The sequence below is a fragment of the Pseudomonas sp. 382 genome, assembly GCF_002759075.1.
Taxonomy (GTDB): Bacteria; Pseudomonadota; Gammaproteobacteria; order Pseudomonadales; family Pseudomonadaceae; genus Aquipseudomonas; species Aquipseudomonas vlassakiae.
Genome location: NZ_PEMX01000011.1, coordinates 62,083 through 81,400 on the forward strand (window position 1 = coordinate 62,083; position 19,318 = coordinate 81,400).

Consider the following 19,318-nt stretch of genomic DNA (forward strand, 5'->3'; position numbering starts at 1 on the left):
ACCGGATTGTTCCTTCAGGGCTCGCCGGCCGCAGCTTTGCCCGTTAGCTGCGGCCGGGGCGCGTTCAAGGTCTGTTCAAATCGCATGAGCTGCCAGTACCTTGGTCGGCAATGCTGATCTTGTTTGCTGTCGTATTGGAGATGAGCGACGGGGTGTCGATGACATAGCTCACTTCGGCACGGCCACGTGATGGAGCGACGTCATAGATTGGCCGGATATGGTCTTCGTATGGCTGTACTCTCCAGACGAAGCCGTTGTTGATTTGCTCCGCATCTAACAAAACCGACTCGGTTTTCGTCACCGTCGTGATCAGGTTTCCGCCCACCTCCTGGTCATATACCTCCCAGGTCAAGGTCATCGTTGCACCTGGCTGGACATTGAGGCGGTGGCAAGGGGGAACCTGAATTCTTATTGCGGGAAGGGCGGTTGGGTCGTCGGGGTCCCAGATCGAAGCGCAACTCAGCCACCCTCGGGAGTTAATGCCAAGGAACTCAAGGTCATCCGGCGTCTTGTCGACCACCTCCACCTTAATATGCTTGGTAATTGACTGCTGTGCGTTGTCATTGGGATCCTCGCTGGCACGCACCGTGTAATACACGGGCAACGCCAGGTTATCGCCCCCGTCCTGGATGGTCTGCCAAAGAACGGTTACGGTCTTTGGCGTACCGGGTGCCTGATCGACCACCCAGCGTGCATATGGCAAAAGAGTGCTATTCCAGTAGAAGTCCACCACTTGCCCGTCTACGGCGCCTTCGAATACGTCGAACGTCAGGGAAGCGTTTTCACCCCGGTCTGGGGTGGTAATTTGGTCAACGACACCGGTATGGCTGGTGATCACCGGGGCGAAAATCTTGGCATTGACCGGGTCCGGCCAGTCGGTGTCAGGGTTGGGGCGTACTGGGCCGACAACAGAAAAGTCGACGTCGACGTCCCGTTGCGCCGGCCCATAGGGCGCTTGCCCGCGCAGTACCTGGTAGCTGATGCTGGTTGACTTGCGTCCGGTGGCAGTACCGTACTCGTCTTGCAGAATATCGCTCGGCACCAGGATCCGGATCGGGAATCCGCGTGACCCCACTTGTTCCTGCATCAGGGGGGTGCTGCCCCAGGTGACCACGATCGTGTCTTCGGGGCGATGGTTGGCGTACTCCAGGATATGCACATGCACGCCTACCTGTGCATCCGCCAGGTTCACCACACCATCCGTTTCGGCCTGGGGGACGCTGGGTGGTAGCAGCGCAGCCGGTTCCGGCGTGAGTACGACATCCACCGTCGCCGGCAAGCGGATGCGGCTGCGGTTCTGCGCCTTGTCGAACAGGTAGTAGACGATGTAGAAGCGGCCGTCGCCCAGGGGACGAACAACAGTATCCGGTATCTTGATCTTCAGGTTGTCAGGGACAGGGCCGACAGCGCTGGGGTTCTCGTAGTCGGTGTCATCTTCAGACCAGTTCTTGAGGTAGAAGACTTGGTAGGTGTCACCTGCCGCACGATCTACGTAGTCGGGGATATCCAGCTCGATCCCGTTGTTACCAGTCAGGTAAGCGTCGTTGATAACGCCGGGGGGCGTGTTCAGCGGAGGGGCAGGCTCGTCACCCCAAGGTGCGACGCTATCGCAGATCAGTTCGAGTGGCGTGGAGTCGTAAAGCTCCCCTCTGTGATCCTCCAGCTCGTAGCGGACCCAGAGTTTGCCGTTGCGTGGCAATGAAGCCTGGGGAAATGGGAGGAGGAGGGGGAAATCACTAGCCTCGAGCGGCCCATCATAGCGGTGGGTAGGCCCAATCGCCGTATAGTTGTCTTCGGCACCTGTCAGGGTGAACTGCAGCTGCACAGTCGAATAGTCATCTGGTTCAGTTTGTAATTCCGGCCATGCGGGGATCTTGAGTATCAGGTCGGCCTTCAGGCAGTCCTTGTGCAACGTGCCGTCAGTGCGATCGACGATGCCATCGACGTCGGGTTTGGTCAGGTCCACCAGCGCCGGCGAGAGGGGCGCATCCTGCAAGTTGAGGTGTTTGCGCCGGGCGCTGATGGCACGGGTCTGTTGGGGGGTGGAGGGTGATGTGTTCATGGTGACTCTCCGCATGGGTGACATCAGCGATGGGTGATGGTGCGCAGTGGTGCCATAGGTAATTGGCTGGGTATGGTCAGCGTCGAATGTCCTGTCTGAATTTCGGTATGTTCTTTCGAACTTGCCCCGAGTACAGCCAGGAGGGGCGCCATAAGCTATTCCCGGCGGTAGGGGCGGAGGTAGGTTTCGGAGGTACGGGCGGCCTGATTCGCGGCCCAATTGGATTCATGGCGTTCTCAAGTACGGAGTAGGTGGCGCGTGATAGCATTTTCGACGCCGAACCTGCCACATAGCCCAAGGCCCCTGCACCCAGCCCGGCAACGACCGCCGCATAGTTCAGGATCGCGCCGATGTTGCTGCGCTCTTCATTCCCCGAGAGCACCCCCTCGGTCTGCACTGCCGTACCGGCGACCGACAATGCTGCCCCGACGATGCTGCCGGCGAGCTTGATACCGGTGGCGATCGATACGCTGGCAATGGCCCCGGCGCCGGCTGCAACTGCCGCTCCGGTCCCCGCCAGCCCACCGCCGGCGGCTGTCCAGGCGGCGGCTACCGCCGGTGCTGCAACGCCGCCCGTGATCACCACAGCCGCCACCGATGCGATCGCGGCGAAGAGGAAGCCGAAGCCCATGCCAATCCAGCCCATCACCCCCAGCTCCACGCGGGGTGATACCCGGTTTGTCTCGATGTCTTCCAGGCTGCGGCTGGTACCGCTGTACCCGCTGCTGTAATGCCCGGTCGGGTCGCGGAAGGTCACCGGGTTGCCTTGGCAGTAGCCGTAACAGTTCAGTCCGCCCTCGGCGAACGGGCTAAGGGCGTCAGGGCTGTGAAAGCGCATCAGCACCGGGTTGAACGCGCGGTAGCCATTGCCCAGCAGATACCAGCCAGTGCCGGCGTCCAGCGCTTCGCCGGTATAGCCCAGGGCACTGTGCAGCGGCTGCTCGCTGTAGCCTTCGCCGTAGGCGGTGTAGTGGCGGGTGCGCAAGCTTCCCGCCTGGGTTTCGGCAATCACGTTGTAGCAGGTGCCGGTGTGCAGCAGCAGCGGCACCTGTGCACCGCTGCCGCTTTGCTGCTGGCCCAGCGGCTGGTCGCCGTGGTGCAGATAGAGGGTTTTCACCCCATCATGTACTGCTTGGCGCAGTTGCAGCCCGTCGCGCAGGAACAGCGTCTGCGGCCCGTTGGCAGAGGTGCTGGCAACCAGTTGTCCGTCGGCGTCATAGCGGTAGCTGATGGCGCTGCCTTCGATGCCCGTCAGGCGGTTCTGGCTGTCGTAGCGCAATACCCGGCCCTGCTCGTCACGGGTCAGGTTGCCATTGGCATCGTAGGTGAACGTCGGGTCCGGCTCGCTGCGCTTTGGTGTGTACTCGATGCGCACTAACTGGCAGGGATCCTGGTCGGCGTAGACGTACTTGGCACGCTCCGGGCGCGGCCCGCCTTCGAAGCTGGTGACGGTCAAGCTTATGCTGTCATAGGCATCAAACCCGATGGTCTGCGTGGCGAGGCGGCGACCAAGGGCATCCACTGGCCGCTCGGGGCCTTCGCACACGTGCTTGGTCAGACGACCGCGCAGGTCGTATTCGAAGGTTTCCTCGAGCAACGTTGCCCCTCCCTGGGTCAGCTTTCGCCATTGCAGGAGGTCGTCTTCCCCCCAGCGCTGTTCCAGGATGCGCTCGGCCTGGCCATCCTGGCGCCAGGTCTTCCTGCACTCACGGTCCTGATCATCGTATTCGATGAGGGCTTCCAGAAGAGTGCCGCTTGCCAGGTCGGTACTGTCCAGCTTCGACACGCGGCCGAGGGCATCGTAGTGAATTCGTGCCTTGAGCTGGCCTTGCTCGGTGGTTTCCAGGCGCCCGTGGGTGTCGTAGTCGTGAACGGTGTAGACACCGGCGTCTTCGTGCGTGCTCTTCAGCCTGTCGAACACCGTGCTGACGTGGGTTCTGCTGAAAGTCTGGTTGCCAGCATCGTCCCAGTGTTCAGCTGTCAGCTGGTTGGCGAGGTTGTAATCGAAGCGTCGCGTGCCCTGTGGGTTGCAGGTGCTCAGCAGGCGGGCGCTGGTGGGGTGGTAATCGAAATTGGCCGGATCGTCCGGCGCGATACTACTGATGGGCTCATCGGTCAGCGCAGGCGTATAGGTCAGCTTGATGGTGTCGCCAGCGGGGGTAACACGCCGCAGCGGGTGTGGCGCGCCTGCCTCGAAGTGGAAGTACTCGGTGCGCCCGCCAGTGGTGGCGCCCATCAGCCGGTCCAGCCCGTCATGGTACTGCGCGCCGACCTCCTGGGCGGGCAACTCGGTGTTGGCCGGCGTCACTGTCACGCTGGCGGGCAGCTCCTCGGTGGAGTGCGCCGCGTAGGTGCGTGTGAGCAAGGTGTCGTCCGCCAGGCGAGTGCTGAGCATGCGGCCCCATGGGTCGTAGGCGAATGTGGTGGTATGGCGGCGTTCGTTGGTTTCGCTGACCGTGCGCCCGAGGCCGTCGTACAGGTAGCTGACCTCCCCAAGCAGTTCGCCGAGGGGAGTGAGGCGTTTGACCTTGGCCGGTTTTTCGAAAAGGTTGAGCCAGGTTTCGGACTTGCCACTGGTCACCCGTGCCTGCAACGTACCGCCCTCACGCCAGCTGCGGCGAACAGGGCCATCGTGGCCCGGGACGCCGATGGGGTCGAGCTCGTCATGGTGCTCGACACCGTCAGGGTCGATGGTGCAGCGCAGTTCGCCCCAGCCGTCGTATTGATAGCGGTTGACGAGGGTCAGGTAGCGCTCACCCTGCAACCAGTCGGTGCGCGTCTCACTGTCGCGCTGGCCTTGTGCGTCATAGCGCGTCGCCAAGGTTTCGAAGAACAGGGTAGGGCGCTGTTCGTGGATATTGTCCCGCGCCTCAAAGGTGACCCTGCCCAGGCCGTCCACTTCGGTGCGGGTGGTGACCCCTCTGGCATTGGTCGCATGCTGGCGGGCGATGTCGCCATCTGCGGCGCAGAGCTCATAGACATAGCGACGGCTGGCCTCGAAAGAGGTACCTGGCGCGACCCGCTCGCGGGTGACCCGACGCAAAGCGTCATGCTCACGGTGGGTCTGCACGCCACTTTCGTCCTCCTCGAACACGGTTTCGCCCAACAGTAGCGAGCGTTGCATCAAGCTCGAGCGCAGGGTTCCATCGTAGCCATGGATGGTGGTGGTGGTCTGCAGCACTGGCTGCTCGCTGATGGGGTCGGCCATGACCCGGAACTGATATTGGGTCGTGGTTTCCAGTGTGCCCAGTTTGTGTATCTGTTGGTAAAGGCGACCATGCAGCAATCCGGACCTGGGTGCATCGACATGGCTGCTGATGGTCTGCTCAAGCACCTGGCCTTCATGCAGCAGGGTTTCGCTGTGCTCCACAGGCCAGTGCCTGAGTTTGGTGTCGTTGCCGGCCAGCGTCGGCAGGGCACGGTAACGGTACTGGCGCACCAGGGTCGGGGCTGAGGCCTCGCCCGCGGTCGAGGGGATGACGGTCTTGCTCTTCATGTGCCGGACAAAGCCGTAGGGGTCGCCGGGGTACCCCTCTTCGGCTTCGCTGCCGTACCAGGTCATCCGCTCGACCACTCCGTTGGGCTGTGTGCGTTCGATCGGGTTACCAAAGCTGTCGTATTTGGTTTCGGCGGTTTCCAGGCGATTGCTGGGCGTATGGCCGTCCATGCTCCAGCGGGTCAGTTGCTTGATCGGCAATTGGCAGGTGCTGACCTGTTGTGCAAATGGCACGTTGTCCGTGATCTCGTAACGGGTAATTACCTCATGGACGCTGGTGCCGCGCTCGGTTCGTACCAATGTCGGCAAGTGGAACCGGTTGAACGTGCGGGTGATGCACTGCAGGCGTGCGTTGTCGCTGTCGCACAGTTCCTGGACAGTCTGGTACTCGTAGTCCCCGGTGTGCTTGTAGAGATTGTCCAAACCGTCGTCCGACCAACCGACACGAGTGCCAAACCCCAGAAGTTGCTGTTCTGCGGATAGCTGTAGTTGGTCTGGAACGCGGGCTGTTGCAGGCCTGGTTCGACGATGTGCCGGGTCACCCTGGGCAAGGGTTTGCGCTCGCCGCTCGGGAACAGATGGCCGCCGTCGTTGTACTGCAGGTACTCTCGTGCGCCGGTGGGCGTGCGGACCTCGGTGATGCACAGGTGTTCGAGCACTACCTTGTAGTCGAAGCGCCAGCTGGCCTGTTCCGCAGTGGGCAGGCTGAAGGAAGCGACCCGGTTGTCGACGTCCTGCAGGGTCATCACGTAAAGCGCCACCGGCTTGCCGTCGCCGCCCAGGTAGGGCCGCTCGCGGATTTCGATGAACCCGTCCTCACGCTCAACTTCCAGCAGCAGCTCGCCGCGGCCATCACGGATAGCGCCGAGCATCATGTATTCGGCGTTGAATTGCTTGTAACTCAGGTTCAGTTTGTGCCCCTGCGGCGAATAGATTTCTACCGGCAGAGCAATCGTGCCCCGGGCACTGCCCATTGTCTGCAGAATCTCCACCATCCCTGAGCGATGTACCACGCGGTAGCGGGGCGCTCCGCCCTCCCCAGGAGGTTCCCGGTACAAGTGGAAATGACTCAGTTTCTGCTCTTGAAAGGAATAACGATCACCCGTACTGCCGGTCACTTTGAATGCCTCGCCGGTGTATGTAGTGAGGATCTGATTGTGTTCGGTATATTGCGTCAGGGACAAGTTCCAGCCTTTGCCCCAGCCGGAATCGATTGTGTTCAGTGGGTTGAAACTCAAACTTAATTCAATGTCCGGGCCAAGCCACAAGTTTGCCGCCAGGTCGGGTAACTTGATCGTCACTGTGTATTGCCCTGTGCGGCTATCCACCCCGTTTTGCATGAAACTCATGAAGTTAAGCGCGTTTGAATGTACGGAAGATTCCGAGCTCATTGCGATGGCCTCTTGGGGGTGCATCAAGGTGAACAAGCGTTCTGCTGGCGGCTTGAATTGGGCGAACTCGTGAATACCGTACGCAATCTGCAAGCGGTTAGCACCTGGCATTTTTGTCAGGTGCGCCGGTTGCCCGGCAGGGTTATAACTTCGTCGCAATGACAGGCGCTGCGATGGAGGCTGCCGATGGATATTCCAGAAGTTGATCACCTCGACCCCCGAACTAACTCAGTGGATGTGGATGCACTCGGGGACGAGGATCTGAAAACTTGGATCACCTATCCAGGTATCGCAAAAGAAGATCGGATACTGATCAACTGGCGTGGCTGCGCTGCGGACGGCAGCGCGGTCGATGTTTTTGGCAATATCAGCGTGGGCGAGCTCGATGATCAGCAACGCTTCCTGCTGGAAATACGCAACTTTCAGCTGCAGGCACTGCGCGAAGGCACGGTGTTCTATTCGTATCAGCAGTTGGACGAAAACGATGAGCCGATCTCGATCGAATTCAAGCGCCGCTTTTTCTACGTCCAGCGGCCGCCCGAAACCAGCGAACTGCCCGCCGTTGCCTTGTTGAGCGGGGCGCATGACCTGATCATCGATGCCGCGCAGGTGCCATCCACCGGCGTTGGGGTGGTGACATTGCCCTATGCGGCAATGGCCCAGGGTGACGTGCTGACCCTCAATTGGCGCCCCTGGTTCGATGAAGACTTCGCCGGTTCCGAGGTGAAACTGGAGCACGAGGTACTTGCCAGCGAAATTGGCATGCCGCTGTCGTGGCGCCTCGACTCCAACGATTTTGTCATGTACTTCGATGGCTTCGGTTTTCTCGACTACAGCATCGAATATGCAGCCGGCGGCAGCAGCCGTTCACCCAGCCAGCGGTTCGACATCGTCTGGGAAGAGCCGGTTACCACGCCGCTGCTGGAAGCGCCGGTCATCCCAGGGCATTCAGGCAGCGTACTCGACCCCGATGACGACGCGTATCGCGACGGTGTCTGGTTGCTGGCAGACCCCTATGCGCAGCTGGCGCTGGGCGATGCACTGACCCTTTACGCTGAAGGCCCGGCCCTGACGCTGCGGCCACTGCGCACTGACGTGACGGTGCTCGACAGTGGCCGGTTGGCGTTTCACCTCGACCGCATCTGGTTGCAGAGCGACATCAACCGCGGCCAGCACGTCGAGTTCAGCTATCAGTTCGGCAGGCCGGGCGCGCAGAAGCGCTCGGCGGCGCTGGCCCTGGCCCTGCAGCGGCCATTGTTCCTGCCCTTGCCGAACATCAAGGATGCCCGCCCGCAGGAAGGTGACGAGCCGCACCAAGGCACCGTTCATCCACAGAACCTGCAGCAGGGCGCGGTGGTCACGGTGCCCAGCGAGGCGGTGATCGACGAGGGTGAAGTGTGGGTGCACTGGGAAGGCCATGGCAGCTCCGGGAACGTAGTCATCAAGCACCCGGACGGCGCCAGCCCCCGACAGTTCACCGTCCCGCGCAGCGCCATTGCGGCCAACCTGGGCCACCGCCTCTGGGTGTACTACTCGGTGACCAAGCCTGGCCAGATGCCCCAGCCCTCGGAAAAGTTCGACCTGGAGGTGGCGGACTACGAGACGCAGAGCTATCCGATCGTCCAGCTCGATGGCGTCGAAAATCAGCAGTTGTCGCTCAAGGGCGTTCCCGCCGCGGGCTGCCTGTGCGAGCTGGGTCCCTGGCCATTCATTGCACAAGGGCAGTGGCTGGGCATGGTTGTGGAGGGTGAGCTCAAGGGCGGCGGCAGTGATCAGCACACCATCCGCACCCGCGAAACCGAAGTGACCTTGGATGAGTACTACGACGGTATCGAAGAGTACTTACCCAGGGCGTTTCTTGAACGCTTGGCGCTCAATCGTGCCTTCCGGGTGTCGGTCGAGGCCAGTTTCGATGAAGGGAAGACCTGGCGGCCGTTCCGCTCAGCCGACGTCACATTGATTGCCTAACGCATTCTGCAATGCAGGAGAAATCCATGACCAGCAATTCAAAAGCAGAATTACTGTTCTGGTTGAGTGCCGACAACCGCCTGTTGGGGTTCGACTCGGTATTTGCCATCGACAAGACGAAAACCGACACCTTGTTGACCCAAGAGTATATCCGGCGCTTCAGCACGGCGTCTTACTTGCCGCCCGTCAGCGGTGAAACCGCGCCGGACAACAACTACAAGATTCACATGCAGGGCTTCGTTCTGGACCACCCACGGTTGTCTTTCGACAATGCCGACATCACCGACTCCAGAGCCAGCCTGCGCATGAAAATCGTTGGCGGCAACCAGGTGGACCTGAAGCAAGCGGGCGAACACTGGTACCCGCGGCGGATGGACCGCATCGGCCCGTTGACAGGGCCGGAGTTGCGCCTGCGGCTTGAGTTGGGTGCGGTGCCCGGATATGTGGATGAAGGCGGTCATGTCATCTTGGACTTGAGCAACAGTGATGACTTCGTGCTGACGTTTGCCCAGTCCAACCGCATTCGGCAATTGGGGGGGGAATTCTTCAAGGAAATCTTCATGGCATTGCCAGATGAGCAACGCGTGTGGTCGCTGGGACGAATCGAGCCGGGTGACGATGACTTGTTGCGGCCCGAGTCCTTCTTCCTGCGCACCCAGCGCAACCCGTCGGCGAGCTTTTCGCCAATGGCGGAAGGCGACTGGGCCTCTTTCTGCACCCTGTCGTTCAGCTTCAAACCGCGAAAAAGCAACGGCTGGCAAGAGTTGTCGGCAACCTTCCAGTTCGACCTCACGACACTGTTCCACCTGGTCGAGCCTACGCCCGAAGAAAGCGCCGGTTGCCTGTTGCTGGGTCAGGTGCTGTGGCCCTGGCAGCAAACAGCAGAAGTGCAGCCGGTAAGCGGCTTGCCGGAGGGCTTGAGCGAGCTGGAGAAGCAGGAGATATGCGCCTTTGTCGCGTATCTGATCAAGCAGGCGGTGCTGGAAGGCCTGGCTCGCAAGCTCAGTGCCCTGGTACCCGAGCAGGTGCTCGAAAAACTGTCACTGGCTGGGGCTGCGAGCCTTGAGCACACAGCTTTCGAGATGCCCCATGGCGTGGCGCTGTTCGCCAACGGCGGTGGAACTGCCGACTGGCGAATCGCTGATGCCCCGCATGTGCTGGCGGCCGCGCAGCGTCATACCTTCACTGTCGAACCGGCAGGGGAAGCGGTGAGCTGGACGGTGGAACCGCTGCCAGGCAACCTCGGCGATTTTGGCCGGATCGATGAAAGCAGCGGTGAATATCGGGCACCCCCGGCCCATGCCATGGGGGGGCAGCCGGCGCGATTGCTGATCGTGGCCACGGGGCGTGACAGCGGGTTGCGCAGCTCGAAGCTGCTCACCGTAACCCTCGCCGCACTGACGGTAAACCCTTTGATCCGGGTCTGCTACGTCGGCGATGAGCTGTCCCTGACGGCCGGTACCACCGCCGGTGATCTGCAATGGTCGCTGGCCGACCCCGACGCAGAGGGGCGCGGCACCGTCCGCCCTGAGGCGGATGGATTGCGTTGCACCTACATCGCCGGTAGCCCGGTAGAAGACAACCGGACCTATGTGCTGGATCAGGTGCTCGTGCAAAGCCCCGGTGCCGGTGAGCCACGCACGGTGCACATGCTGGTTCGCCAGCGGCGGCCCGAGATGGTGGTGGAGGTTGCCGAGCAGTTACCCGATGGCAGCTTGCAGTTCCAGGGGCGGGTCGCAGGCAATGTCGTCAAGGGGGTTCGCTGGTCCACACCTGTGGCTGACAGCGGCAGCATTGACCCTGACACCGGTCACTACACACCGCCAGGCGATGCAGGCCCGGGCTTCGTGCTGGTCATGGCCAGGCTGGAGATCCTTGACCTCGAGCTACTTTTCGAGGGCCACCTGGTACTGCCACTGCCCTTGGCCTTGCATGCTGATGCCATGCGCCGCTTGGCGCAACCCGCCGGCCTGCGGTTCGGCAAACCAGAAACTTCGGGAGAGTGATGCCATGTCCAATTCCATGAAGCAATTGCTTGAACGCATGAGCAAAGGTTCGGTGACCGAAGGCTGGGGGGCCGTCGCAGCCTATAGCCGCAGCCGCCTCAACCGTTTGCTCGAGCAGCAATATCTGGCTCGGCTGGAGGATAACAGCTACCTTCCGCCGTTCTCCGAGGTGCTGGCCGGTCAGGCCGTGGGCCAAAGGGTGAGGGTGCAACGCCTGGAGTTCGGCGCGCCGCTGTTGTCGTTCAGTAGCGCCTCGATGGAGAACTCCAGGGCCACCCTGACCATGAACATCGTCAGCGGCACCCTCGACAAGCTCGGAACACTGATCAGCAGCACCGTGGTGACCGAGGCGCTGGGGTTGTGGGTGCAACTGGAAGTCGACCTGGAGGTGGTGGTAGGGGAGGTCAGTCGCTACGGCCGGGTCAGCCTCAACCTGTCCCATGCGGCAACCATTACCAGCAACCTGTTCGAAAACACGCCTGACCTGAACGCCTTGCTGACGGCGGCATTGCAGGACTGGATACACGCGCTGCCGGCTCGATATGCGGTATTCGAACTGGGAACTGTGGACTTTTCCGGCTACGACCCCTTGGCGCCGACGCGCTTCATCATCCGCACCCAGGCGGCGCCTGGAGCACGAGTACTTGGGGCCTTGAACCATGGTGACGGCGCAGTGCTGGTGTTCATACAGCTGCGGGCAAATGCCCGCGAAGGCATGCGTCCTGGCAGCAACTACCCTTACCTGATACCCGATGGCGACTATTCCGCGACGCTGGTGCTGAACGAAAACCTGCTCCACCACGCATCTGACCAGGGGCTGGAGCTGCTGGCCCGCTTGCTGTTCCCTGAGCTCAACGCCTTTGTGAAACGCGAAGACCATACACCGCGGGACCGGGCACTGTTCGGCAACATCGACCCGCTGCGCACCCAGCTGACCCTGGAGCCTGCGCTGGGTGCGGTGATCGTGGCTGGGGAGCGGCAGCAGTTCACCCTGCGCGACGGGTTTGGCCAGCCAGTGACCACGGGTGTCAGCTGGCGAGCGTTGAGCCCGCAAAGCCATACCGAGGCCGGCCACGGCGTCATCGATGCCAGGGGCTTGTACCAGGCCCCTGCCATCGCCGACATGGGCAATGAACTGATCACCGCCATCGTTACCGCCGAACGCGAGGAAGCAGGGCAGACCTACCGCGCTGCAGCCCGCTTGCTGGTGTGCGCCGAGCATCTGCTGGTCACGCCCAGCGCTGGCGCTTTCCGCCCCCAGCAGGAACAGGGGCTGGATGTGTGGAATGCTGGCCCCAAGGCCGCGAGCTTCGAGCTGCTGGAGCCACGGCTGGGTGAGCTTGCAATACTCGGCGACAAGAGCGCCAGGTTCGTGCCGTATCGCCAGACCCAGCGGCGTCTGTTGGCAGTACAGCAGGTGCAGGCCAGCGCCGGCGAGCAACGTAACGCCGCACTGATCATGGTCAACGGTGAGCCTCTGCTACCGCTCGAGCCACCCTTCATGCCCAGGCTCGGCCATGGCAGGACCACGCAGCTGAGCGAAGTCAACCGCATCATGCCGAATCAGGCCAGGCGCTGGCGCATGCTCGCGGGGGCCGGCAGCGTGACCCCCTCCGGCCTGTTCCAGGCCTCGGCACAACAGCAACCGCAGAGCAATGTGGTGGCTTGCGAAGTCGTGCACAACGGGGTCGTGTTCGCCTCGGGCTATAGCGTGCTCAAGCAGACCGACCTGGCAGAAAACGACACCTGGAAGGCGTTGAGCCTGTTCACCATTACCGTGGGCAAGAGCGGCTCAGGTACCGTTGGCAACGTCGCTTCCAGTGGCTACCAGCAGCTGGAGGTGGAAATCACGGTGCAAACCCAGGCCGTGGACGGCAAGGATTACAAATTGAGCATCGACGAGATCGCCACCCTGGCGCTGTACGATCGCTCGGGGCAAGTCATCGCCAGCCTGGCCGACAGCGAGGAGGGGATTGCCGAGGACGAAGGCCCCGCATGGCGTACCAGCCGGGTGAAGAACCGTTTCGTGCTGGCTAACGATAGCCAGCCCGTGGTGGGCGAGGGGGCAGCGCCTCACGGGGATGAAGACCGCACCATCCGCCAGATCTTCTACTTGCATCGACGGGGCGCTTCCGGCTCCACGGTCTTCTATGCCGGCTTCAAGTCGGATTCCGATGTGTGGCACTACTCCACCGACTTCTCTAGGGGGCTCAACAGCACCATCGAGGTACGGGTATTGACACCGGAGCCCTACAAGTCTTCCGACTACACACTCGTGCGCAAGCGCGTGGACGGTGGCGGCGAAGATGAGGGCAGTGTGGATCCGGAAAGCCCTGACTTCGACCTGCATCCCGTAACGACCGACTACTGGTTGCTGGACTACCGCGCAGGCACGTTCTACACCGCCGACTTCGTCACGGCGCACGAAGGTGATCTGGAAGCCGATGTGAACACCTCGATCGTCCGCTGGGAGAGCACCTATGGCAACGAGGTGTACCACAGCTACACCGGTTATGCCTTCCAGAACCACGGGCAAGCCGAGCCGAAGAACATTTCTTTTGATGACAGGATGGCAGAGGTTCTTGGCCGCAACGATTTCGCCACTCCAATCACCAGCCAGTACGAGGCCGGGCTGCTGCTTATTGCCAACTTCCGCAACCGTGACCGCAGGCTGGACGCGGTCCGTGATCTTGATGAGTACGCGAAAATGAGCAAACCATTGCGCGTGAGGCTACGCGATTCGAAGGGTAACGAGCACGTTGTACAACTCGACTACCTGCCACGCAGCATCATCGGTGATCGCAACGTGCTGGTACACAGTGTGCCGAGCCGCCCGTCCGGGCAAAGCAATGTCATCCGCTTGACCAACCGCCTCGAAGGAGCTGAGTGATGAAGAGTATCAAGGGTGTGACGAGCCTGCTGCTGATGGCGTTGCTGGCAGGCTGTGGCACGGCGCAGGCGCCCTCGAGCGATTCTGTAAAGGTAGCCAACACGGGGCTTGTCAAGTTTGCCCAGAGGATGGACGGCCCTCAGCACCCGGGAGGCAATCAGTGTTCGGTCAGCGTCGGCGCGGTGGGCGAGTCGCGCAAGAAGACCAAAATGTCTACCGCTGGCTGTGGCAACGACGTCGTGACGTTTTTCAAGCTTGAGGATGTGGCCAGCTCCACGCTCATCGATCTGAGCTCGGAGTTCAAATGCTGGGGTGGAGACTGGTTATTCCGGGTACGTGCCATCAAACAGCCGACGACTTCGGTCTGGCTGGACATTCGAGACCTGAGAAACAGGGAATATGGAGACATCATCGCGCCGGGTGTGGAGGTCATCCGTTCGGAATACCATCACGGCAATATCGAAGGGAAGCTCTCATGCACCGAAATCTTCCCACCAGAGCGTTGAGCCAACACTTGTAAGTGACTTCAGCGGCTTGAGCGTCGCGGGGAGGATCCATCATGGCTGCAGCAACTTCCGTGCATTCCAATGCATTCAATTTTTCGTCCTATGTGCAGACCGGCGTCGACCCGCGTACGGGGCAGTACACGATCGCCCTCAAGCTGCCAGAGCTCAAGGCCAATGCGCTGCAAGGGCCGGACTTCGAACTTTCTCTGTTCTATACCCCCTTGAACACTGAAGACTCAGGTTTTGGCAAAGGCTGGAACATGCAGTTGAGCCAGGTGCGCAAGACCCAAGGTAGCGAAGTCGTGACACTGAGCAGTGGGGAAACGTACCAGATCACCGACGAGTCCGACGGGCAGTTGCTGATGCGCGAGCAAAAGCTCAAGCAGTTCCAGCTCTACCGTGAAGCGCCGGCCGAAGCGGGTGGGGCTGGGCGCTATCGGCTGGTGCACCGCTCCGGTCTGGTAGAGGTGCTGGAAATCATGCAGTCGCAGCAAGCCGAGGTGGCCTTGCCGATTGAAATGCATTCGCCCATGGGCCACACGCTATGGCTTACCCACCGCGACCCGTTCGGCCCAGGTTCCGAGCCGTTCCTGAGCGTACGCGATGCTGACGATACCCTGTTGGAGATTACCCGCAGCGCAAATCAGGTCGATATCCGCTGTTATCCCTACGGCGGTGACGATGGTGAGCCACTGGCTCGCTACCGCTTGGCCCTGAGCCAGGCCGATAAACGGGTCAGTGATGTCATCCTGCCCACCGCCAACCAGGCTCGCTGGCATCTGGAGTACAGCACTCAGGGCGGGTTGCTGTGCGTGAGCAACGTCCAGACCCCGCATGGGGGGCACGAGGCCGTCTTCTACCAGGACCTTGGGCACGAATTCCCGGCGTCTGCCGGCCGTACAAGCAATCTGCCGCGGGTCACCCGCCATGAAACGTCGCCGCGTTTTGGTCAACCAGCGATGGTGGTGACCTATGAATACCCTGGGACGCGCAATTTTATCGGCGGCGGCAGTACGATCCCCTGGCGGGACGATGGGCGTGACAACCTTTACCAGGTGGGCCCGGATTACACGTACCAGTCGGTTGAAACGCAGCTTGGCCCTGTGCTGGAAACGGACGACGGTCCGCTGCAAACCAGACGGATCATCACCCGGACCTTCAACCGCTTCCACTTGCTCACCCTTCAGCACACCCAGCAGGGTGACAATGTGATCGAGGCGATTACCGAGTATGGTGACAGCAATGGTGACTTTGACGCACAGCCACCACAGTTTCAGCTGCCGGTAACGGAGACCACCCGCTGGTCGCTGGCGAGCGAATCGGGCAAGCGCCGCGTTGAGACGACCCGCAACAGTTACGACAATCAAGGCAACCTGCTTACCCGCACGCAGGCCAATAACGTGGTGGAAACGCAGGTTTGGTACAGCGTCGCCGAGGAGGGCTACCCAGGCGACGGGTCCGGTTTCGTACGCCACCTCAAGTCCAGGACGGTGAGCCCTGCCGACACCGGTCATGACGGGGCGGCGAGGTTGAAGCGCGTCTATCGCTACAAGGCCTTGCAACCGCTGGGGGCATACCTCGAGAACCCCTGGCTGCTCGTGGAAAACGAGCAGTTGCTGGACGCAGGTAACGCGGATGAAGTGCTGGAAGAAACGCAATTCCTCTACTACGACCAGCCATCGGTACCCGCCATCCAGTATGGCCGGGTGCGCACCCGCACCGTGAAGTACCCGGCCGGCGAACCCGGCAAAACCTTGGACAGCGTGACTGCGTTCAGCTACGAGCTGACGGGCCAGGGACGCGCGTTGCAGTCTGGCGAGACCCTCACCGGCTACGATGGCCAGCGCAAGAGCCTGACGCTGGAGCACGACCTGCAAACGGGTGAGCCTCTGCTCAACCGCGACGACAACGATGTCGAGATACGCTATGTGTATGACGCCCTGCGCCGGGTGACCCTGGAAACGGTAGCGCCGGGCACAGAATACGAAGCGTCGCGTCGTTACCAGTACTTCCTCTGCGCCTATGACAACGAGCAGGCCCAGCAATGGGCGCAGGATGTCAAACAGGTGCAGACCCGCACCCTGTTCGACGGGCTTGGGCGGGCCATTTTCGAAGAGCGGCAGGATACCGACAGTACGACCTTCGCGGGCGCACCACGCCCCATCTACCGGGCCCTTTATGATGAATTCGGCCAATTGAGTGTAGAAACCGAAATTGACTGGTTGGGTGATCGTTTGTTGGAGCTTGCAAGTGCCTACCACTACGATGACTGGGGAGAGCAGTACAGCGTCACCGACCCGGACGGGGTCATCAACGTCGAGCAGACCGACCATCTGGCATCGGCGCTGGGACCGGTTCGGCGCGCCTGGCGGGAACGTGACGACCGCCGCGACGATGAGGGCAAGCGGATCAAGTTGAGCGGTGTGGTCGAAACGCACATGAACCTGTTCGAAAAGGCCAGCCGCATTGAGCGTTTCGGCGAGCAAGGGCAGAGTGTCAGCGTGCAGGTCAATGATTACGACGGCCTTGGCCGGATTCGCCGGCAAACCTTGGGCAGCGGTGCCAAGCAACGGGTTGAAACGTTTCTCCACGATCCGTTCGACCGCCTGCTGGAGCAGCGCCTGGCCGACGGCAACACCGTCTATCGCACCTATGCACGCCACAGCACCGGTGATGTCCCGGTCAGTATCCGCGTCGGCAAGGCCTTTGAAAGTGCCATGTTATTGGGCGAGCAGACATTCGATGGCCTCGACCGGCGCACCAGTGCCACCACCGGTGGGCGGCTGCAGAAGTTCAGCTACGACCCGGGCCAGCGCCAACCCTGGCGGATGACTGCGGCAGATGGCACTCACGTGGATTACAAATACAACCCCCTGCTTGGCGAGGAACCCACCTGGAGGGTGTTGGCTGGCACTGAAGCCAATTACACCTACGACAAGCTCAACGCCAGGCTCACCCACTGCGATGAACCGGCGTATAAAATGGACCGTACGTATTTCAGCCACGGCGAAGTGAAAAGCGAAACGCGTGAGGTGGATGGCGAGCCTTACCACATGAGCTACAGCTACAGTTATCGGAGCCGGTTGCGCGCCTATGAGGATGTTCAGGGCCAGACCCAGGTCAATGCATACGATGACAATGGCCGCCTGGATTACACCGAGCTAAGGGCACCCTCTGCGCCGCAGGCCAACGGGTCGCGGCGCCGGCCATTCGATGAGCAGGTGTTGTTGCGGGCCACTTTCCTGTATGACGAACTGGGTCGCCAGCAAAGTATCACCACGCTCGACCTGGTCGACAATCAGGCGCTGACAACAACCCTGGACTATGACGAGTTCGACCGCGAGACCCAGCGCACATTCGAATTTGCCGATACCGTGCAGACGCTGGAACAGGGCTACGACGAATTCGACTGCCTGGAGTACCGCACACTCAAGGAGCGGCCGAAAGACGGCGACGAAGTACAGTCCGTGTTGCTGCGCCATGAAACCTACCAGTACGACTTGCGCGGGCGTTTGTCTCGATATGACTGCGAGGGCCCGCTGGCTCCGGTCGACCCTTCAGGCAGAACCATAGCCATGCAGCTGTTCGGCTTTGACGCAGTGGATAACATCACCTCTGTGCTCACCCAGGAGCCGGGCGGCCGGCCGGTTCGCACAAAGTACGTGTTCGACGGCACGGACCCGGCTCAGCTGCAAAGGATCGAACCTGCCGACGCGCCCCCCATCGACCTCGAATACGACGCCAACGGCAACCTGACGAAAGATGAGCAAGGCAGGCAGTTGCGCTATGACGCGCTCAACCGCCTGGTCAGCGTGACGACACCAGAAGGTGAAAGCCAACGTTATCACTACGACCCTGAAAACATCCTTTCGGGCACCTCAGCGGTCAGCGATAGCGCAGGGTGAACTTCAGTGCTCCCTTGGCGTTGCCTGCGCGCACCGCGCTGCTGGGCTCGGTCTGATAAAAACGGGCCTGGAAGTTCAGCAGCGTGCTGCCGCCTTGCACGGGGGTCAGTGGCAGCTCTGTGTCCAGTGGCATCGGGTTGCCTTGGTAGAGCACCTGGATGCCTATGCCACGTGCGTCGGAATCATCGGTGAGGCTGAAGACGTTTTCGCCATTGGCCTCGATCGGCCCGGAGCCGTTGATACCGTTCAACTCGATGGTCGCTGTGGTCAGGTTGTCAGGGTCGTCTGGGTCGACCTGGCAGTTGGTCAGGCTGATCTGGAACGGCTTGAGTGGTGTCTTGAAGCCGACATGAGTGAAATCGGCCTTGCTCCACTCACCCAGCTCTACCGGGCTCGGGTTGACCGGTTGGCCTGCGGTATTGCATTGAGTCTGGATTATTGTCGCGAGCAAGGTGTAATTCATCACATGGTTGAAGGTGCGGTCAACATGGCCCGTAACCAGCACGCCTCTTATGTCGTGCGCGCCTGGCGCAATGTCGCCGGTTTTGACCAGCGTTATGCCGTGGCGCCAGCCAAGCAATTGCCCGGTGACGAATGGATGTTTGACGTGGAAGGCAGTGAAGGGCACCAGAGGCGGATTACGGCCGATGGGCCCCCATTCCGGAAGCTTCAAGAATGGTTGGGCCAATCTCATCACGACGCCTATACCCGGTACATTGGTCTGCAATACGTGACCGTTGACGTCCTGGCCGTTTATCGGCGGCAGGGGACCGGGGTGAACGCCTCTGGTTGCCTTGGCCTCGAAGTGAATAGGGCCATCATCGTCGGCTACGCACCTCAGTTCCAGGTTGCTGTCGTCGGGAGTGATTACGGTTACGTCCGCCGGCCCGATCACGGTCCCTATCCTGGCGTCCCGTGGCACATAGAGGGTGCCCATGTTTCGTTGGTAGACCTTGAGCGTGCCGCGTCCTATTGGTCTCAGCTCGCAGTAGCCTACATTGTCATCGGCCAGGGCAGTGGTGGCCGACCAGGCGATGCTTGCCAGCAGGGCATGGCGCAGGGTGGTGGTGTTGATCAACTTCATCGATGTTGTC

9 protein-coding genes are annotated in these 19,318 nt (G+C 61.2%); 5 read left to right on the forward strand and 4 right to left on the reverse strand.

What is annotated here, in order from left to right:
• Window positions 1–64: 64 nt before the first annotated feature.
• From CQW31_RS14745 to CQW31_RS31645, 3 genes are all read right to left on the reverse strand, one after another.
• Window positions 65–2,062 carry a hypothetical protein gene (locus tag CQW31_RS14745; RefSeq protein WP_099814807.1) on the reverse strand — a complete coding sequence of 666 codons (1,998 nt, stop codon included), beginning with the start codon at window positions 2,060–2,062 and terminating at the stop codon, window positions 65–67.
• A gap of 76 nt (window positions 2,063–2,138) precedes the next feature.
• A complete protein-coding gene (locus tag CQW31_RS31640) occupies window positions 2,139–5,729 on the reverse strand; it encodes an RHS repeat-associated core domain-containing protein (RefSeq protein ID WP_349681611.1) in 3,591 nt (1,196 codons plus the stop codon).
• 89 nt (window positions 5,730–5,818) lie between these two features.
• Window positions 5,819–7,159, reverse strand: coding sequence for a hypothetical protein (locus tag CQW31_RS31645; protein ID WP_256587406.1), 1,341 nt, complete (start codon window positions 7,157–7,159; stop codon window positions 5,819–5,821).
• Here CQW31_RS31645 and CQW31_RS14755 point away from each other — a divergent pair.
• The 5 genes from CQW31_RS14755 to CQW31_RS14775 are packed head-to-tail and all read left to right on the forward strand — an operon-like array spanning window position 7,136 to window position 18,224.
• Entirely contained in the window at window positions 7,136–8,917 is a 1,782-nt protein-coding gene (locus tag CQW31_RS14755; RefSeq protein WP_099814808.1) for a hypothetical protein, read from the forward strand. The genes CQW31_RS31645 and CQW31_RS14755 overlap by 24 nt on opposite strands.
• Before the next feature lie 26 nt (window positions 8,918–8,943).
• Window positions 8,944–10,923, forward strand: a complete 1,980-nt coding sequence (locus tag CQW31_RS31320) for a hypothetical protein (protein WP_178075570.1) — start codon at window positions 8,944–8,946, stop codon at window positions 10,921–10,923.
• Between the two features lie 4 nt (window positions 10,924–10,927).
• Complete coding sequence (locus tag CQW31_RS14765) at window positions 10,928–13,813, forward strand: hypothetical protein (RefSeq protein WP_099814809.1); 2,886 nt, start codon at window positions 10,928–10,930, stop codon at window positions 13,811–13,813.
• The gene (locus CQW31_RS14770) at window positions 13,813–14,319 is read left to right on the forward strand and encodes a hypothetical protein (RefSeq protein WP_099814810.1); all 507 of its coding nucleotides are present in this window, start codon (window positions 13,813–13,815) and stop codon (window positions 14,317–14,319) included. The genes CQW31_RS14765 and CQW31_RS14770 overlap by 1 nt, the downstream gene beginning before the upstream one ends.
• A 53-nt stretch (window positions 14,320–14,372) precedes the next feature.
• Complete coding sequence (locus CQW31_RS14775) at window positions 14,373–18,224, forward strand: RHS repeat domain-containing protein (RefSeq protein WP_099814811.1); 3,852 nt, start codon at window positions 14,373–14,375, stop codon at window positions 18,222–18,224.
• Here CQW31_RS14775 and CQW31_RS14780 read toward each other — a convergent pair.
• Window positions 18,205–19,308: a fimbrial protein gene (locus CQW31_RS14780; RefSeq protein ID WP_099814812.1), complete on the reverse strand. Its 1,104-nt coding sequence runs from the start codon at window positions 19,306–19,308 to the stop codon at window positions 18,205–18,207. The genes CQW31_RS14775 and CQW31_RS14780 overlap by 20 nt on opposite strands.
• Window positions 19,309–19,318 lie beyond the last annotated feature (10 nt).